Raw genomic sequence first — 17636 nt, 5'->3', positions numbered from 1 at the left:
TCACTTCCCTTCCGATCGGGATTCAAGCAGCTCAGCCTGACCCAGGATCAGTCTCTCCGCCTCAAGGGCCTCCTCGTAGTCCGGAAGAATCCCCGCCTTCTGTGCCTCGTCGAGATTCATGGCGTTTCGATCTCGCTCCGACACCACAGGTTCGATACCCTTCGGCAACGGAAGGGCGAGCCGGGGATCGAAGAACGAAACTCCGACCTCGTACTCCGGAACGTAGCTGGCTGTCAGCATGTAAGAGATGAGGGTGTCGTCCTCCAAGGATACGAAGGCGTGGCCGACCCCTACAGGAAGGTAGACCGACCTGTAGTCCTCCTGGTCGAGGAGTACGGAGTCCCACTGCCCGAAGGTCTCGGACCCCAAACGGAGATCCACGACAAAGTCGATGGCCCGGCCGCTGGGACAGAAGACGTACTTCGGGCTGCCCGGTGGCAGCGAAGTGAAGTGCACACCCCGAAGTACCCCCCGCCTGGACTTGCTGTGGTTCGTCTGCTTCACCGGGATGGCGGAAACACCGATGGTCTCCTCGAAGGCCTCCCTCTGGAATGGTGAGACGAAGACCCCACGCTCGTCGTGAAACGATTCCGGGGTGAATTCATAGGCCCCAGAAACGGCCAACTCTCTCCATTTAATCAATTCACCAAACTCCGAGTCACTTCGATGTTGACTTCCACAGGCGCGCGCCCTTGGACATTCTCAACGGCACGAGGGTGGCCTCGTCAGACCTTGAGTGGATCAGCGAGGCTGTACAGACACGCCACGAGGCTGCGGGCCTGCACATTGACGTAGTTGCTGCGCCTCAGGAGATCCGCCAGGTGCGCCAACGTCACCCACCGGTAGTCACGATGGCCCACGCCGGTGCTGGGCTCGGTCTCCACGATGAGGTAGCGCGATCGAGCATGACGAAAACGTCCTCCTTCTTCCGAGAGAACGGACGAGAAACGCACCTGGGCGTCGTCCGCCTCCCTCACCTCCTCGAGGAAAGGCGGCCAGGCCGACGGAGGTAGGTGCTCGTAGTTCTCCGGTGTGCACTGCACCGTGGGCGCTAGCTCGACGAAGCCCATCAAGCCGGGCTCGACGCGAGCGTGAATCAGGACATGCAGGACACCGTCGATCCGGCTGGTCAGGAAGGCCACGATCCCCGTTCCGCGAGGTTCGATCATGGGTTGGGACCAACGGCTCACTTCGCGTTCCCCAGCTTCCACGTCGACGCCCACGACGCTGAAGAAGCCACCGCTCTTGTGGGAGACCGTCCCGTTCTCGTACGACCACCCGTCGAGTTCGTCCAGACGGACCCGCTCCAGGGTGGCGGTCAGTCCGGCGCGCCTCTCGGAGATCCAGTCGACGATGTCCGAGGTCCGTTCCCGCGTGCGCCGCGGGTTCGACGACCGCAGGAGGGCGCCCCGGAAGTCGTCCGAGCCGACTGAGGCCGCTTCGCCGAAACCCTCACCGATGAACAGCAGACACGCCAGCACCGACCTGGTCGGCATGTTCACCAGGTCGTCGAAGGCCAATAGGCGGTACACCACAGCCAGGGGTATCCACAGGAAGCCCTGGAGGAGCTCGACCTCGTCCTTCGTCTCCACGACCACGTTGCGGTTCGTCTTCTGGTAGAACCAGGCTCCCTGTTCCGACTGGTCCACGTCCAGAACCACGTTCGTTCCGGGCCTTCCGTCGAAGTACTCGAGGTAGGGAACCGTTTTTCCCCCGTGCGCCCTGGTGAAGTTGCTCCGCGTCGCCTGGACCGTCGGAGACAACTGGGTCCCGTTCACGTTCCCGGGTTCGTACTTGGCCTGCATCAGGCAGTGCATCACCCCGCTGAACTCCTTGACCAGGATACCCAGGAGCCCGACCTCGGCCTGGTTGATGATCGGTTGCCCCCACTCCGGAACTGGCGCGCCGGGGATTGAGATCCTCAGCCCTTCGACCGAGAAGAAGAATCCCCGCTCGTGGCGCAGAAATCCGCTTTCCGGGTCGAGAACCCACCCCTCCATGTCGTCCAGCGGTATCCGGAACGAACGCGCGTCACACTTGAGCGAGATTTCCTCGAGTACGTCTCGGTAGCGCCGAAGGGACTCACCCGACTCATCCACCTGTATGATGGAGTCCGCGTAGCGATCCCGAACAAAACTCGTTCCCAGGGTACTTCCGGACACTGTGCCAACGTGGGGTATATTCATGATTCCCATAGTTTCCGCAGGTGAGGCAAGAGGCTCAGACAATTTCCCCAGAGGCGCTTCCTGGACGGTGCAAGGACATGGAGCACGTTTCCGTGGGAGTGGCCGCGGGTCTAGCCGGAAACCCGTTCCTACAAAGGTAACCGGCACGCGGCGCACCGCGCCCACGGGCGCCGACCATCCCACCAGACCGGGGCCTCCCACAGAGCTTTCCTCGTCAGAAGACGAAGAAGAGGATTCCAACGACAAACCCCACAGCCAGAGAGGCGATCATGAAGACCTTGTCTCTCGCACTTTTCTCCATGCAAACCTCCAAAATGACATTCATTGTGCTAACGAAAAACCCTGGCGAGCTCTTCTTTCATGATCCTACTCTGCTCGACATCCCGTCGCAGATGGACTTCCTTGATGCGAGAGGCATGCTCACGTCTGACACACCAGATGGGGTAGTAAATCGAGTAACCGTTCTTTCCCTTGCTCCAGGTAACCCGGTCCGTTACCAGAGCGTGGTCCGTGGTCGCGCAATCGATCCGGCCAAGAAGGACGTCGAGCATTTCCTCCCTGGAGTGACCCCGCGGCGTGGTGAAGTGATCGCTTCGCGCGATGTCGCTATACCAAGCCCGGTAATCGGCCAGGCACCCCTCCAGCATGCGGCTCCGGAACGCGTCCGACTGGGCCCGTTCCATGAAGCGCCGAACCTCCGACTCGGAACCCGCAGTGTGAAGGACTATGGCGTATCGGGCGGTGACCGCCTGGTGCCTCCCCCCCTCGTTCCGGTTCTGGTCCACGGTGTGCCGCGCTGAGGTCGCGAAGTATCCGCCCTTCTCGGCCAGACGCCACCACAGGTCCCAGTCCTCGAACCCGCTGTTCTCCTCGTTCCACCCTCCGACCTCGGGCACAATCCGTCGCGAGTGGGCCACACGCGACGGTTCGATGAATCCGTGCAGGACCTGTAGGTCCGGGTGCCACACGAGATCCGCGGCCTCCGAAGCCCCGATCGCCTCGCCCTCCGAGTTCCGGTACACGCACCCGGAGGCGGCCAGTGGCGCTCCCGTGTCGAGCAGGTCCACCAGGGTCTCCAGGTGGTTCGGCCGCCAGGAGTCGTCGCCGTCCAGGTAGGCCACGTACTCCGCGCCGGCGAACAAGAGTCCCACGTTGCGGGGACCACCTGGGCCGCCGTAGGAACCGCACCTGACCACCGAGATCCTGGGGTCCCCGTATTCGAGGGCGACCTCCTCCGTGTCGTCGGTGGAGGAATCGGAAACGATCACCATCCGCCATTCGGGCATGGACTGCGCGAGGACGGACTCGATGGTGGCCCGGAGCGCCTGTGAACGGTTGTAGGCCACGCAGACAACGTCGATCCGGGCGTCGAGCCGCCCCCAACCCCTGAGCACTTCCACACTCATGTCAAGCTCTCCTCACTTATGGTCCACTCACGTGCCCTCACCCCCGCGCGTCGGTCACGTGTTCCCACCCAATGAGGAGCCGTGCGGTGGGGTCCATGTCACGTATCAGTCCGTCAAGGTGGGAGAGCTGTCTCCGGTCCCGTTCCGCCGAGACGCGCCTGATCTCGCGGGCGTGTTCCCGTTCCCCGCACCAGAGGGGGCGGTAGATCACCGTCGTGTCGCCCGTCCGAGCGAGGGACAGGTGACTGTAGAGCTCGGACGCCTGGATGCCTCCCACCAGCTCCGGTGCCCGAGCCAAGACGCGGTCCGGATCCGAGCCCGCGGGAGAGACCAGTCCTCCGGACTCGGCCAGTCGCCGGAACCAATCGCCGTAGTCCGACCGCTGAAGTTCCGCGAGCCTCTCAGTGACCTCCGGCGAACGGAGCCCGGCGATGATCCGTCGAGCCCCCTCCCTGGTGTCCACGCGAGCGAGCGGCAGAGCGAACCGCGCCCTCACCGACGACGTGCGCGTGCTGTCGTCCATCAGGAAGCGTGCCGTCCGGTCGGGCAGCGGCGTGAACCCCGTCTCCCCCCGCGTCAGCCGCCACCACAGGTCCCAGTCCTCGAAGCCAACGGGCTCCGTCTTCCACCCCCCCGCCGCCCGCACCAGGTCCCTACGGTGCCCTACCTGTGACGGCTGGTACATCGCCCGCATGACCTGCATGTCCGCGTGCCAGGCGAGATCGAGGTCCGTGCTCCGGTATACCGTCGTACCCGTGGCATCGATCCCCACCGAGCCGGTCGCCACGAGGGGGTGGCCCGACTCCAACGCGTTGAGCAACATCTCCACATGCGAAGGAGCCCAGTGGTCGTCGTGGTCGATGTAGGTGACGAAGGGGGCCGTCCCGTAGTCCAGGCCGATGTTGCGCGGACCTCCGGGGTGTCTGTGGGGCAAACAGCGCAGCAGGTGCACACGAGGATCAGAACACGCGGCGACCACGTCGTCCGTGTCGTCCGTTGAGCCGTCCGACACCACGATCAGCCGTAGTCGACTGACCGTCTGGGCGAGGACGTCCTGGATGGTAGAGAGGATTGCGGTGGATCTGTTGTGGGTAGGACAGATCACGTCGACGATCGGATCGGCGGCCCCTTCACCTTTCCTCAGTACCGAGACACGGGTCATCGTGTCCCCTCACCACCGGAATCCCCGACGACCACGCCGGTGAACTCCGCGTGTGAGAAGGCCTCGAGTCCGCTGGAACGCAACTCGGCGTCGGTCACCCGCGCCAGACGGGTGGGCAGCTCGGTGATCCAGGTCAACCCCTTGCCCATCGGAGACAGCTGGCTGAGCAGATCCGCCAGCACGCTGGGTGACTCCAGTGCAGTCGAGACCTGGCGCACGCAGTATGTGCGTACGTTAACGATCTCCGCGTCCGTCGGCGGGCTCTCCTCCAGCCCTGTGATCTCCTCGAGGACGGCCTCGAGGACCCGCTCCTCCGAACCCGGAGGAGGGGCGGCGCTCAGGACCAGCCTCCTCGTGCCGACAAGGGAGTCCCGGCTCGACCACACGGGGAATCCTCCGGGAACCATGCGTCTGGCGGCCTGAGTGAGCCGGGACAGTTCGTAGCCGCCGAGGAAGCCCGTCGCCAGGTATCGTGCCGCCTCCGCCTCAGGGGAGCCTTCCGGCTCCGGGGCGCACAACACGATTCCGGAGGCCGCTCCTTGCCCCTGCATCCTGAGGATCCCGCTGGTCGGTTCCGCCCGGATACCCGCGAGAGCGCAGGGCTCCCCCTCGCCCAGGACGCGCTCAGCGTGTGCCGCGAACGTGTCGGGATCCAGGTTGCCGACCGCGATCAGCCAGCGCTCGGAACCCCCGAGAGACGGCCAGGGTACGTCGATGAGCGAAGCCGCCGCGTCCCCAACTACGCGCTTGGTGGTGACGAGGTTCGGGTCCTGGCCGAAGAACGTGTAGGCCGCGGCCCGTTCGGCGCGGGCGAGCGGTGGGGTGGACTTGTGCCTCGCCAAGTACACCGCGACGGCCTGAGCGATCCGCTGCTTGTCGAATCGGGACTCCGAACACGAGCTCCGTACGGCGCTCAGCCATGTCTCGACCTTGTCGGACGGCATGACTCCCGAGAACCGGACCCAGTCCGGCCCAGAATCCACCTTCCACTGTCCACCGAGTGCCTGGATGTCCAAGGCGTGCTGGTTCTCGGCACGTAGCGCGTTCGCGGCAATGTCCGTGAGGTGGAAGTCGCTGCTTCCCACCGGGACGTGGAAGCGCAGTTCCACCTGGGGGACGCGGACATCTCGAACCGCCAGGACCCGCACACCGTTCGAGAGCCGAAGGCAGGCACTGGCCGGCATGGTGATGGTCGGGGGACGATCCGCGGACGAGCGAGGGCCCTTGGGCCCACCGCCGCCTTCCTCGGTGGGCAGGGGTTTGCGCGGACGTTTGACTCCAAGGCGCGGTGCCGAGAGGCGCACCAGTCCTTGGGCGCTGGGGCGCACGTGAACGAGACCGCGCCCCTGTTCCAACAGTGCCCTGGCGACCCCTCTAACCTGGTCAGTCGTCACTTCGTCGATGCGCCGCACGAACTCTTCGAGCAGCTCGGGTTGGCCGAAGAGCAGCTCCAGACGGCCGAGTGTCCTGCAATGGGTCATGAGATCGGCGCGGTCCCTGTAGTAGGCCGAACGCACCTGCCGTGCGGCGCCGTCGACCGTTAGCCCGTCATCCTCCACGATGTCCCGGGCCAGGCTCTCGAACGCCTCCAGCATGGCCTGGGGTTCCATACCGGCGCTTCCCCTAACCGTCACGACCAGGGCGTCAGGCGACAGGGCGTTCAGCGGACCGAAGAATCCGCAGGAGGCGTCGACCTGTCGCAGTCCCGACTCGGTGGACGCCACCGGCAGGGACCTCATCTCCAGGAGCCGGGCCAGTACGGCCTGGGTCGCGTACTCGTCCAGCTGTGTGACCGGATCGGCCAGCGATGTGCCGATGGCCAGGGCCGGAGTCGGAGCCAGGGGGTCCTCGTACGTCTCGACCCGATCCGACGTCAGCGGCTTCTCGGGCGGCGGGGGGCCGTGCTGGACCGTCCTCACCGCGATGCCGCCGAAGAATTCGTTCACCCAGTCCGTCACCTGCGCGGGTGCGAAGTCGCCCGCGATGGTGAGCACGGCGTTGGAGGGCGCGTAGTAGTGGTCGAAGAAGCTCTGGCACGCGTCCACGGTGACGTCTCGCAGCGCCCGCTCCACACCGTACCCGTTGTGGGAGTTGGCGAAGCTCTCGTAGAGCACACCGGGCATCCTGGGCCAGGGGAAGTCTCCGAACGGCCGCTCGTACAGACTCTCCCGAATCTCCTGGCTCACCACCGCGATCTGTTCGTCGAGCACCTCGCGGTTCAATTGGGGCCCCCTCATTCGTTCCGCTTCGAGGAACAGGGCCTCCCGCAGGTCGCCCGGCGCGAGGGACTGGGAGTAGTCCGTGTAGTCCGGATGCGTCGTCCCGCTGGTGGTCCCTCCCGCGACCATGATCCGCGTGATGTGTTCTCCGGGTGACAGGTTCTTGGTGCCGCGGAACATCAGGTGCTCGAAGAGGTGTGCCAGACCCTCATGGCCTTCGGGGTCGGATCGGAACCCGACCCCGTAGTGGACGCTCACCGAGACCCTCGGCACCGCGTCCTGTGGGAAGAGCACAACTCTCAGGCCGTTGGGCAGGCTGTACCTCTTCATTCGGATCCTTCCTTGTTCTCCATGGCGGCGATTCTGTCGACGAGGTACTTGAGGAACTGCGCGTAGCGTTCGAACTCAACCGCGTTCCAGCCGACGTACACGAGGAAGTCATGCAGGTGGAGGAGGATCCGCAGCACGGCCGCGCGCGTCTCCTCGGCCCCGGCCGGTTTTCCGTAACCCTCAGAGAACGCCCCCAGCAGATGGGTCCAGGCGGCTCCCCCGTCCCGCCCGCCCAGCTTCCAACGAAGGTCGAGCAGTTCACCGATGACCCATCCGACGTCGAAGAGGGGGCTGGCGGCTCCGACGTCCTGTCCCGACAGCAGCACTGCTCGGTATGGGTCGTCCGAGACGGTGAGGGACCCCAGCCTGGGAGCGCCGTGGCACAGGACGGCGCCCTCGGAACTCGTCAGCTCTGTCCTCCACCTCCGTAGTGCCTCCCAGCGGCCCTCGCCGATCTGGGCGCGCAGGAATCGCTGGGCCTTGCCGTCTCCGGACTCCGGAGGGTAGAGCTCGTCTAGCCAGAGCCCGAGGCGGGTCAACCCCGGGGGCGGGGGGTGGCCCTCGGCGCGGAGCGGCGCGGCGTGCAGGTCGCGTAGGGTCCGGCCGAGCCCGCGGAGCAGCGGCACCAGTTCCGGATGGGAATCAGCGCCGTCCAGCAGAAGCAGCAGAGCGGCCGAACAGCCTCCCTGAACCGAGTAGGCCCGTTCGGTCTCGGTCCCGCCCGCGTCACCCATCGACAGGCTGACCCCGCCGTGCTCGGAGAAGGCTTGGGCGCGCAGGTCCTCAGGGACCTGGCGGAAGCCCTCAGGGGCCTTCGCCCCCAAGACGTACTCCCAGCGGAAGCTCCCGTCCGCCAGGGCAAGGACACTGGTGTGGTGGAGCTCGGTACCGAACTCCTGCAGGTTCGCGGTCTTCATGGTCGTCCCTCTCACAGAAGCGCCCGGTTGACAGCGGAGAGGGATTCGATACCCGAGCCAGCTTCTTGCTTCCCGGACGCCATAGCATCGCGCTGGCTCAGCAGCGTTTCGAGCACGGTCAGCATCGGAACGAGGACCTCGTGGTCCTTCCCCGCAGGAGCCCCGGATCGAGTGCTCGACTGGACCACCGCCGTATTGGGCCTCTTGGAGAGGGCTTCGACATGGGTCCTGTAGGCCGCGCTCCTCACCCCGCCGGGTGGCAATGCGGGAGCGACGATCACCGGGGCCTCCGTGCACTGCGTTGCCAGTAGGCTCGGCGAGTCCGCCATCCCCAGGGCTAGCCGGGCCAGGTAGTTGAGTGTGGCCGGGTAGATCAGGATCGCCTCGGCCCAGGAGGCGAGGTTGACGTGCAGGGCACGGTCCGGTTCGTCTTCCCAGGCGTCCACGATCACTTTGTGCGAGGTGCTGTGCAGGAACGCGGTGGTCGTGACAAACCGCTGGGCACTCCTGGTCAGAACCACCCTGACCTCAAGCTGGGGAAAGCTCCTTCTCAGCCATCTCAGCCAGGAGGGCATGTCCGTGACCGCCATCGATCCCGTTGCCACGATGAGTATCCGGGACACTCCAAGGTCCTTAGACACGATCCCGGACCCTCGCTCCTCATCCATCTCTTCCTCTTTGTACTTGGGTAGATCCCGCATTCATTGGCTGGCCGAACCAGGGTCACGAGTCGAGCGCGCCGAGAATCGTCTCGAGGTCGTCGATGACCACACGTGTTCCCTCGGTGGCCTGCACGCTGAGACTGTTGAGCACGACCTCGTCGACCCCGGCTTCCCAGAAGGCGCGAATCCCGGCAGCGATCTCGTCGACTCCACCCCAGAGGAAGCTCCCGTGGTCGACCAGCGCACGAGCGTTGCTTTCCGGGTCGGAAGGGTCCTGGGAGATGCCAGCCTTGCGCAACATGTCCTGGTAGTGCGGCATGGTCAGATGAGGACTGGCGGCCAATTGGTACGGGTCCCTACCGTTCTTGGCGCGCGCGAACGGGACCACCGCGATGGTCCGCGGCGCTGGGCGGTCGGCGTTCGCGGCGCCCTTGGCCAGAGCCGGGACAAGGGCGTCCCGAATGTAGTTCGGAGGCGCCAGCCAGGTGATCGCGTTGTCGGCCACCTCCCCGGCGAGCTCTGCCATCCTGGGCCGGAGCACCCCGGTTCCCACCTCGGCCCCGGGGTATCCCGGCGCCGGATTCAGCCTGCCCCTCATGGAGAAGTAGGAGCCCTCGACGTCGACCGTCTCTCCGTTGAGGAGTCCGCGCACGATGGTGACGAACTCCCGCACCGCGGTGAGCGGGCTCGCGTACCGGCTGCCCAAGACGCTCTCTTGCAGACCCACGGCACCGGGACCGAACCCGGCGACCATCGGATGTCCTGTGAGAAGGGCCGTCGACCGGACCTCCAGCGCCGCTTGGAGGGGGTGCCGAAAAGGCATGAGTGAGACACCGGTGCCAACGGGCACCCGGACGCCCATACCAGCGACGGCACCGAAAACCTGGTGCTGATCAAGGAGGATGCTCTGACCGCTCCACAGGCGTTCCGCGCAGCTCCTCTGCACGAGCGCGGCAAAGGGAACCGCCTGTTCCGATGCCGCCATCATGCCCGGTAAGAGCACAGAAACCTTACCCAAGGGTTTACTCCTTCATAGTAGGGTTGACCACCCTCGCGCCAGTTCGGTCGAACGGGAAACGAGGACATTTGTTGAGGAGGGATGTCTACGGAACATGGGAGTACCAGCGCGACCCTGTTCGTTCGAAAGAGTTCATTGATTCCAAGAGGCCGCACCTGCAAGGCAATCGAGATCTACTGGGAAGAGTGCCGGGCCCGCGCAAACGACGAAGGACGGACCCGGCACCGTGATCGGAAGACTCCGATCAGCGCTCCAACATCACGGGAGGACGGATCAGCACGTGATCGCGATGGTCCCGGTCACGCTGAGAGCACTGGTGAAGTAGCTGAAGCAGGCCGGGCTGCTGGCCGGCGCCTCGCCGAAGGCAACGACGTCGACGTCCTCGACGGTCGCGTAGCTCTCGTAGCCAGCAACCAGATCCATCAGGTCGTCCACCTTGACAGATTCACTCATTCTAGCTCTCCATTCTTGAAATCTGATTTCCAAGCAGGGGGCGCGTGCACTCACCCCCTGCAAGGAAGCCAGCGGTAAGATAAACATCGCTCTGACTACTCTAGGAGAAACTTCAGGCCCATCCTCAGGGAATCATTGGGTTCTCAGGTTCTGGTACGGCCGAGAGGGGTTGGCGTTCCCCTTTTCAAATACCTCCAGGATCGCCTCTCTGATTCCGGAGGAGTTTCGGGCGGCTCTGTTGAGCGCCTCCGCGACGAGCGAGGCACGGTGCATTCCGAAACTCATCCCCTGGTAGGCGCTCCTTCCGTCCACCGGTTCCTCAGCCGCGGCGACTCCAGGGCCGACGCGTCGGCACAAAGCGGGAGTCTCGTCGACGACACCCGGCATGCCCTCGGTTTCGGCCGCGACCATCTCCTCGACCTCCGAGGCCCATTCGTCGGCATAGACGACGAGGGCGTCACGCCTGGGATAGAAGGCGGGCCGGGACAGGATCTTCGCCTGATAGGCGACACCGGATCCGTTGAGGCGGGCGAGAACCTTTCCCCACACACCGACCGCGGCGTCCGCACTGTTTACGTGCACATAGGTACGCGATAGTCCCTGACGTCGCTCCAGGCCCCGCTCTCCCCGTACCATCAGGAAACCCGGGGAGAGGGACGCCCGAGCCGAGGGTGCCGAGAGGTCGACCTGTTCACCTGGGGGCGTTCCCTCCGACAGGTCAAGGAGCTCGACGGGTGCCCACACACGCAGGCCCTCACGTTCGACGAGCTCGAACGTCCCCTCCTTTCTCTGTTCCCGGCTGCCCAGGAGCCGCACGGGAACTCGGATCAGGCTGTGGGGAACGGCCGCCACGAGCTCCCTTTCGAAAACGGGGTCCCGGCGTCGGAGTTCGTGACTCCTCTCCTGTTCCCCGCCCTCATGCCCCGAGCGGCCCGCGTGAAAGATCTCGTAGATCGTGTCGGCGAGCCGAGCCTGGAGTTCGCGGGGTGTGTCAGTAGCGATCTCACGGTTCCCGACCCGCGCGCCACAGCGATCGTCCGAGACCCGCACCCGGCCGATGATCTCTACCAGGGAGGGATGCAGGACACCATCGCGTTCCGTCATGACCTACCCCATTCCCATCGCGCGAACGTACTTGCCAGGGGAGATCAGAAGCCTGCGACCGACGCCGGCCGCCGCGCGTTCGACTCCCGAGATGCGAGACCTCACCGCCGCCCCTGCGAGCAGCCGGTCGATCATGTGCCACCCAGCGAAGGCCAGCGCCCGGTCGGTCAGTTCCACGGCGCTATCCGTGCGCTGCCGCATGTACTCGTCCCAGAACGCGCTGATGACAGGCTGCAACCGCAGAATCTTCTCCACTCCACGCGTGAGAATGGTTCTTTCGTCGAGCTCGAACTCCGCGTCCTCCGCGTCACCACGAACGGTGACGATATCCAAAATCGCACGGTACATCCATTCTCCGATAAAGGAACCGACATCTCTGGCGGCGTCAGCGAGGCGGAACTCTTCCCAATCAGTGAGAATCACCTCGTCATCGACAACGAGGAACTGGTCCATTCTCACGTCACAGTGAGCGGGAACCCGGGGAGCCAGTCGTTCCTGTTCGAGCAGTCGAGAAACACCCTCCCTGAGGCCGGCATCGCCCTGGAGAATACGCCAGACCTCCATCTGGTTTATGGAGAGGGACTCGAACATGGAATCCGGAATCCCCTCCAACAGTTCCGGAGAGGGCAGAATCGGCCGGGAGTCGTCCAGAGATCCAACGGCAGCGGAGTCAAGCTCGTGGAGCTGCGCCAGGGACGCCCCCATCTTCCTCGCCAGGTGCTGGGGAAAGGCGTCCTCGGCCATGATCTGTCCACCGTTCACACCGTCCGGCTGGTACTCGTAGATCACGAGAGCCAGAGACGCGTCGTGCCCAACCATAGGCGGGGTTCTCAACGCCAGTGGCCACGAACCGGACGCCAATCGTTCGAAGTCCAGCACTCGACGCATTCGCGTGGCCACCTCGTCGGGCTGACCGAGCATGCGTTTCACCAGAACCCACTGCTCGGAGGTGGTGGGAGCGGCCCAGACGTCGTTCCTACCCTGGAGCGAAACATAAGCGTGCCGATCGAGTTCCCCGAGCCCCGCATCTAGGAGAATACGGTCAACGACCTGTTCTGCGGAGAGGGACGGGGAATCCGGACTCAGTGCGGCTTCCTGTGACGGAGACATGTCCTCATACTGCCAACTCGGCACTTGTGACTGTCAACACGAAAGGTACGCAACCCAGATATTTGTACAAGTCATGAACAACCAGACAAACCCCACCAACAACATAAACAACACTCTTCGTATGCAATTCATTACTTTTTGTTTTGAAGGTTCTCGTTTTTGTGACGATTCAGCGACACAAAGTGTTCGATTGCCTCTCCTCGAGAACATTCGCTCGGGCGAAGCAAGCGCACCCGGAGAAGGACCTGCCTGTCCCCCGCCCACCGGCTTCGGACACGCACAGGGACGGGGTGGCGCTCTATATCCCAGGGCTGTTTCATTCTCGATGAGTGGTGACGTTGGCGCTGGTCGCGGCAGCCCGATCACGTCCAGCGGGCGGGTGAACGCCTCATACGACGGTCATGTCCCTTGGAGTGGTGTAACTCCGGGATGGGTGATCTGACCTGCAGGGCTATAGCGACAAGACGAGCCATCGTGTGACGGTCAAGAGGAAGGCCTAAGTTCCCCACGAAGGACACGCACACGATGGCTCTGTCCCAGCATGACCTACAACAGCTTCTGGAGTCACTACGAGCCGCCGAGAATGTGGACATGGTCCGCCTGGTCCTGGAGCGCATGCTCCAGGAACTGATCGAGGCCGAGACCACCACCGTGATCGGCGCCCACCCCCACCAGCGCACCCCCGACCGCACCACCAGGCGTAACGGTCACCGCGACCGCAAGCTCACCACCACCGCCGGGGACGTGGACCTGCGCATCCCCAAACTGTTTCGTGCCGGGTGTGATGGAGGCTGGTGTGTACCGCTCTTGGTGGAGTCAGGTTGCTGGATTCTGAGGCACCTCACTGGGCCCACGGATTTGATCCTTGGCTTGCGAGGCGGGGCGATTGCTCGGTGGTTGCTCCGGTGCTGGGGGACGGGGTGGTCTCCGGTGGTGCCGGGCGGTCCTGTGTGGTGTCGGTGCTGCGGGTCGGCGGGGGAGCTATCGGGCCATAGCGGGGTGTATCGGCGTGGCGGGAGCGGACTTTTAATCCGTGGGTTCAGGGTTCGAGCCCCTGGGGGCCTACCCACAAAACCCCAGTTCAGAGCCCCTTTTCAAGGCCGCAGGCCTGGGTTCTTCTCGTCCCAGACACCCCCCGCTTGCTCGAAGCTCGCTCTTTTGTCTTGACCGTGCCTCCCACCTCCAGAGCATGCTCGCTCCACGCTCCTCCGCCGGGCACCGCCACGCTGCCATTCCCACCCTGGTCCCGTGTGCGCCCACCAACGCCCCGCTCACCGCTGAACACCCGCTGTTCGTCTGGTTGGTGGGCGGCGGCCGTGTGGGTCCGCTGAACGCCGTACGTCGCCCGGCCGGAATCGTTGCCGTTGGCGTCCTCGAGGGCGGGGCGGGAGCTTTCCCGCCGGGGCCCGCCCCGCCCTACGTGAAGAGGAACTGCCCACTTGGGTATGTGTCTGGATTGCGAAAGGCCCACCCAAAGCGGCACTGAACTGCACTGATAACGCGCAGGGGGTGGGCCGTTCTAATGGGCCCGTTCACGGGCGGAGTCACAGGCCCTCCGTGTGGCCCAGTCACAGGCGGAGTCTCCGGCGGAGTCACAGGCCCACCCCCGAAAAAGGGCGTTTCATTTCCTTATAGTCAGATATGTACGAATGCGGTCGGCCAGCTCGGCAAACTCGTCCTCCCCTGGTTCGGGCTCCATAGTCGAGGGCCTGACCGGGTGGTCGCTCGGCTCGGCCGGACGCGGCTGGGGAACCATGGCGAGGTCGAGGTAGGGGCGTACCAGGGCTCCGGCGATCTGGTCGGGGTCGGCGTCCACCGCGTCCTCCGGCGCGTACGGCGCGGAGCGGCCTCGGTAGGCCTGCTCCCAACGCTCGGATGCCACGGAGGCCCCGGTCGCCCAGATGTTCTGCTCGGGGAAGCCGGGCGGGTCGGCGAGCAGATCACCGCCTCGCCTGCCGCGCTCGGGGTTGCCGCCGGACGCCGGTGCTGCGGGCAGTGCGCGCGGTGTCCGGGTAGGACGGTCCCCTCGCGGGCTGAAGATCGCCGCTAGGGCGATGGCCAGCAGCGCGGCGGTCAGGGCCCACACGCGCCCGGCCATGCTGTTGCAGGGCCGACGGTGGCGGCCGGTAGTAGGGTTTTCCATGGTCTCCTCCTGCTGGTGTCAGGTGGGGGTCACGCCCCGGTCCGGTGTTCCAGCACCGGTCGGGGCACCTTCTTCTTTCTTGGCTTCCGTTACTTGCGGGATGCCATCAGCGGCTTCGCGTGAGCAGTCTGGTTCTCCCTCCGGGTTCGGGCCTTGGCCACCCGGGAGGCGATCAGCGCGCGGCTGACCCCGAAGCACTCGGCCAACGCCGCATAGCTCTCCCCGGCCTCGTGCCGCGCCAGCAATTCGGCGTCGGGCACCCCTAGGTCCCGGGGCGGGTGGTGCCCGTATCGGCGCACATGTCCTTCGGCTTTGCGCTGCAATGCTCGGCGTTTGCGCAGCCGGACCAGGTACATCACGTTCTGGTGCCGCGCCCCGGGACGGTCGTAGCCCCACAGCAGGGACGGGGTCTCGCCCTCGTGCCACAGCGCCAGGAACGCCCGCCGGGCCCGCCCCAGCACCCTCGTGAACGTAACCGGGTCCATGTTCAAGGCGCGTTCCGCACTGCGCCGGTCCTCGTGCTCGGCCAAGGCGGTGAGCACTTCGCGATGAGCGGGTTTCAGCGCGGTCCAGATCTGCGCCAGTGCGAGGCGGTCGACGATCTGCTCCTCGTGGGAGTGGGCCGGGGCCGAGACGCTGGTCCAGTACCGGACGAATGCTCGGGAGAGCAGGGCCTTGTTCTTGCTGCCCAGCCCGCGGGCTTTGAGATCCTGGTAGTGCTGGGCCTTCATCGCCTTCCACCCGAGGGCGATCAGCTCTGTCTCCTCTGGGCGCTCCGACGTGAGTTGGAGGTGTTCGGTGATGGCCTCCCAGGCGGTCTCCGCGCGGTGTACCGGGTCCATGGCGTCCACCCACCGGCACTCCCTGGCCGCCCACACCGCCAACCGCACCACCTGGAAGGCCGTGTAGCCGTGCCCCACCGGGTCATCGGCTTGCGGCGGTGGCAGCAACGGACCGAACTCACTCGACCCGTGCGGAGCACGCGCGACCAGCCCGCCCCTGTCGCCTCCCATCGATGTCGGTTCGGGGATGTCATCGTTCGCGGCGATCGGTTCCGGCGCCGGGACGGCGGCAGCGTTCACGGAGCACGCTCCAAGAGGGCTGGGGTGGACGAAGAGACAGCACATATGTATGTGCTTGACTCATGCACTCATATATATGAGTGGTGAGATCAGGTTGCCTCACTCATGTACATGAGTCAACCCCGTTGGCGAAGAACCCGGAAAACCCTCAGTCCACAGCAGGGATGCGGTAGTCGAGCACGAACTGATCCGCCGCCATGATCGTGTCGCACACCTCCACCACACGCCCGGCGGTGGTCACGGCGTTGCGCGTCAGGTGGAAGACCGCGGAACCCGGGCTGAGGCCCAGCGCACTCGCCTCCTGCTTGGTGGCCAGCCGCGCCCGCACTGTCTCGGTGTACTCGGCGAACTCATGGCCGTGCTCTTCGAGCCGTGCGTAGATCCCGCCACCGCCGGGGTTCTCCTCGAACAACTCGGGGATGTCCCGGGCCACGTCCCACGACAGATACGACGTGGCCTCCTCCGTAGGCGTGCCGTCGCTGAAGTACAGGCGCCGACGGGCCAGGACCTTGTCACCTTCATCCACGCCCAGGCGCTCAGCGATCTCAGCGGGAACGGGCACCGGACCGATGGACAGCACCTGCACGGTGGGCTTGATCCCGGCCTGCTCGGTCTCGGCGATGTAGGCGGCCTTGCCCGCACGGCGGTGCGAGCGCCGGAACCGGTCGGAGGACTTGCGAGTCACCGGCGGGCGCGACTTTACGAACGAGCCCTTGCCCTGGAAGGTCTCCACCAACCCGACGGTCCGTAACTGGGCGATGGCCTTGCGGACCGTGCCCGCCGATACCCCGTAGCGCTCCACCAGCACCGTCTCACTCGGGATCTCCGCTGCCGGGGCCAACCTTCCGGTCGTGATCTGCTCTTCGATGTCGTCCGCGATCTGGAGATACCGGGGCTTACCGGACCGCGCCCCTACAGTGCTCGCCATGGTCCTTCCGTACCTCCTATGCTCCTGTACATGAGTAACAGCACCGGAGATGGGTCGTCAACGCCGCTGCACTCGGTGTCCGTCGCCGGCGCCGTCATCGACGGGGACGGCCGGTTCCTGGTGATCCGCCGCGCCGACAACGGCCGTTGGGAACTACCCGGCGGTGTTCTCGAACTCGCCGAGACCCCAGAAGACGGCGTGTGCCGCGAGGTCTGGGAAGAGACAGGCATCCACGTCGAGGTGGACCGCCTCACCGGCGTCTACAAGAACACCACCCGAGGCATCGTCGCCCTCGTCTTCCGCTGCAAACCCTCCGGCGGTACCGAACGCCCTTCCCCGGAATCGACCGAAGTTGCCTGGCTCACCCCCGAGGAGGTGACCGAGCGTATGGGAGAGGTCTACGCGATCCGCCTCCTAGATGCCCTGGACCCGAACACCCCCCACGTCCGCAGCCACGACGGCCACCACCTGACCTGTTTCGTGCCGGGTTCTTTAGAGGCTCGGAACCAACGCTTCGGTGTCCGATGACACCGATTCCTGCCGGTAGAAGTCGTCCTCGAACTCGGCCGGCGGGACCAGGCCGATCTCGCCGTGCAGGCGGCGGTGGTTGAACCAGTCCACGTACTCGGCCACCGCGATCTCGACCTCGTCCAGGCTCTTCCACGGGCCCCGGTTGCGGATCAGCTCGGCCTTGAACAACGAGTGGAACGCCTCGGCCAGGGCGTTGTCGTAGGAGTCCCCGGTGGTGCCGACCGAGGCCACCGCCCCCGCCTCGGCAAGGCGTTGGGTGTAGCGCACCGCGAGGTATTGGGTGCCGCGGTCGGAGTGGTGGACCAGCCCGTCCAACCGGCGCCCGACGTGCTGGCGGTTCCACACCGCCATCTCCAGCGCGTCCAGCGCCAGGTCGGTGCGCAAG

16 protein-coding genes, 1 tRNA gene and 1 pseudogene are annotated in these 17636 nt (G+C 65.2%); 3 read left to right on the top strand and 15 right to left on the bottom strand.

Annotated elements, in window-relative coordinates:
- The 11 genes from QJS33_RS22800 to lxmK form a co-directional block, all read right to left on the bottom strand.
- On the bottom strand, positions 1–624 hold the full coding sequence (locus QJS33_RS22800) for a dTDP-4-dehydrorhamnose 3,5-epimerase family protein (RefSeq protein WP_306370089.1): 624 nt from the start codon (positions 622–624) through the stop codon (positions 1–3).
- A gap of 101 nt (positions 625–725) precedes the next feature.
- Positions 726–2186 carry an NDP-hexose 2,3-dehydratase family protein gene (locus QJS33_RS22795; RefSeq protein ID WP_306370088.1) on the bottom strand — a complete coding sequence of 487 codons (1461 nt, stop codon included), beginning with the start codon at positions 2184–2186 and terminating at the stop codon, positions 726–728.
- 329 nt (positions 2187–2515) lie between these two features.
- Entirely contained in the window at positions 2516–3592 is a 1077-nt protein-coding gene (locus QJS33_RS22790) for a glycosyltransferase family A protein (RefSeq protein WP_306370087.1), read from the bottom strand.
- 37 nt (positions 3593–3629) lie between these two features.
- Positions 3630–4754: a glycosyltransferase family A protein gene (locus tag QJS33_RS22785; protein ID WP_306370086.1), complete on the bottom strand. Its 1125-nt coding sequence runs from the start codon at positions 4752–4754 to the stop codon at positions 3630–3632.
- Positions 4751–7303 (bottom strand): pitrilysin family protein, encoded by a 2553-nt coding sequence (locus QJS33_RS22780; protein ID WP_306370085.1) that lies wholly within the window; start codon positions 7301–7303, stop codon positions 4751–4753. Before QJS33_RS22780 ends, QJS33_RS22785 begins: the two co-directional genes overlap by 4 nt.
- Positions 7300–8220, bottom strand: a complete 921-nt coding sequence (locus tag QJS33_RS22775) for a phosphotransferase (RefSeq protein ID WP_306370084.1) — start codon at positions 8218–8220, stop codon at positions 7300–7302. Before QJS33_RS22775 ends, QJS33_RS22780 begins: the two co-directional genes overlap by 4 nt.
- An 11-nt stretch (positions 8221–8231) precedes the next feature.
- Positions 8232–8888 carry a flavoprotein gene (locus QJS33_RS22770; RefSeq protein WP_306370083.1) on the bottom strand — a complete coding sequence of 219 codons (657 nt, stop codon included), beginning with the start codon at positions 8886–8888 and terminating at the stop codon, positions 8232–8234.
- 55 nt (positions 8889–8943) lie between these two features.
- Positions 8944–9900 (bottom strand): LLM class flavin-dependent oxidoreductase, encoded by a 957-nt coding sequence (locus QJS33_RS22765; RefSeq protein ID WP_306370082.1) that lies wholly within the window; start codon positions 9898–9900, stop codon positions 8944–8946.
- 273 nt (positions 9901–10173) lie between these two features.
- A complete protein-coding gene (locus QJS33_RS22760; RefSeq protein WP_306370081.1) occupies positions 10174–10323 on the bottom strand; it encodes an LxmA leader domain family RiPP in 150 nt (49 codons plus the stop codon).
- Positions 10324–10485: 162 nt separating this feature from the next.
- The gene (locus QJS33_RS22755; protein ID WP_306370080.1) at positions 10486–11457 is read right to left on the bottom strand and encodes a T3SS effector HopA1 family protein; all 972 of its coding nucleotides are present in this window, start codon (positions 11455–11457) and stop codon (positions 10486–10488) included.
- 3 nt (positions 11458–11460) lie between these two features.
- Positions 11461–12567, bottom strand: a complete 1107-nt coding sequence (gene lxmK, locus QJS33_RS22750; RefSeq protein WP_306370079.1) for a class V lanthionine synthetase subunit LxmK — start codon at positions 12565–12567, stop codon at positions 11461–11463.
- Between the two features lie 525 nt (positions 12568–13092).
- Here lxmK and QJS33_RS31440 point away from each other — a divergent pair.
- Together QJS33_RS31440 and QJS33_RS22745 are read left to right on the top strand one after the other, a co-directional pair.
- Positions 13093–13332, top strand: a pseudogene (locus QJS33_RS31440) (transposase); the annotation flags it as partial.
- 220 nt (positions 13333–13552) lie between these two features.
- A tRNA-Ser gene (locus QJS33_RS22745) sits at positions 13553–13636 on the top strand.
- A 552-nt stretch (positions 13637–14188) separates the two neighbouring features.
- Here QJS33_RS22745 and QJS33_RS22740 read toward each other — a convergent pair.
- The 3 genes from QJS33_RS22740 to QJS33_RS22730 all read right to left on the bottom strand — a co-directional run bounded on the left by QJS33_RS22740 (position 14189) and on the right by QJS33_RS22730 (position 16720).
- Positions 14189–14710: a hypothetical protein gene (locus tag QJS33_RS22740; RefSeq protein WP_306370078.1), complete on the bottom strand. Its 522-nt coding sequence runs from the start codon at positions 14708–14710 to the stop codon at positions 14189–14191.
- A gap of 89 nt (positions 14711–14799) precedes the next feature.
- Positions 14800–15723: a hypothetical protein gene (locus tag QJS33_RS22735; RefSeq protein ID WP_306370077.1), complete on the bottom strand. Its 924-nt coding sequence runs from the start codon at positions 15721–15723 to the stop codon at positions 14800–14802.
- A gap of 217 nt (positions 15724–15940) precedes the next feature.
- On the bottom strand, positions 15941–16720 hold the full coding sequence (locus QJS33_RS22730) for a GntR family transcriptional regulator (protein WP_306370076.1): 780 nt from the start codon (positions 16718–16720) through the stop codon (positions 15941–15943).
- Positions 16721–16750: 30 nt separating this feature from the next.
- Here QJS33_RS22730 and QJS33_RS22725 point away from each other — a divergent pair, with 30 nt between their 5' ends.
- Complete coding sequence (locus QJS33_RS22725) at positions 16751–17248, top strand: NUDIX hydrolase (RefSeq protein ID WP_306370075.1); 498 nt, start codon at positions 16751–16753, stop codon at positions 17246–17248.
- On the opposite strand, the gene QJS33_RS22720 is transcribed toward QJS33_RS22725, so the two are convergent.
- A partial coding sequence (locus QJS33_RS22720) for an integrase core domain-containing protein (protein ID WP_306370074.1) occupies positions 17213–17636 on the bottom strand: 424 nt, incomplete at its 5' end. The genes QJS33_RS22725 and QJS33_RS22720 overlap by 36 nt on opposite strands.

This window comes from Nocardiopsis sp. CC223A (genome assembly GCF_030766825.1).
GTDB lineage: Bacteria > Actinomycetota > Actinomycetes > Streptosporangiales > Streptosporangiaceae > Nocardiopsis.
This window is presented reverse-complemented; position numbering and strand designations above follow the sequence as displayed.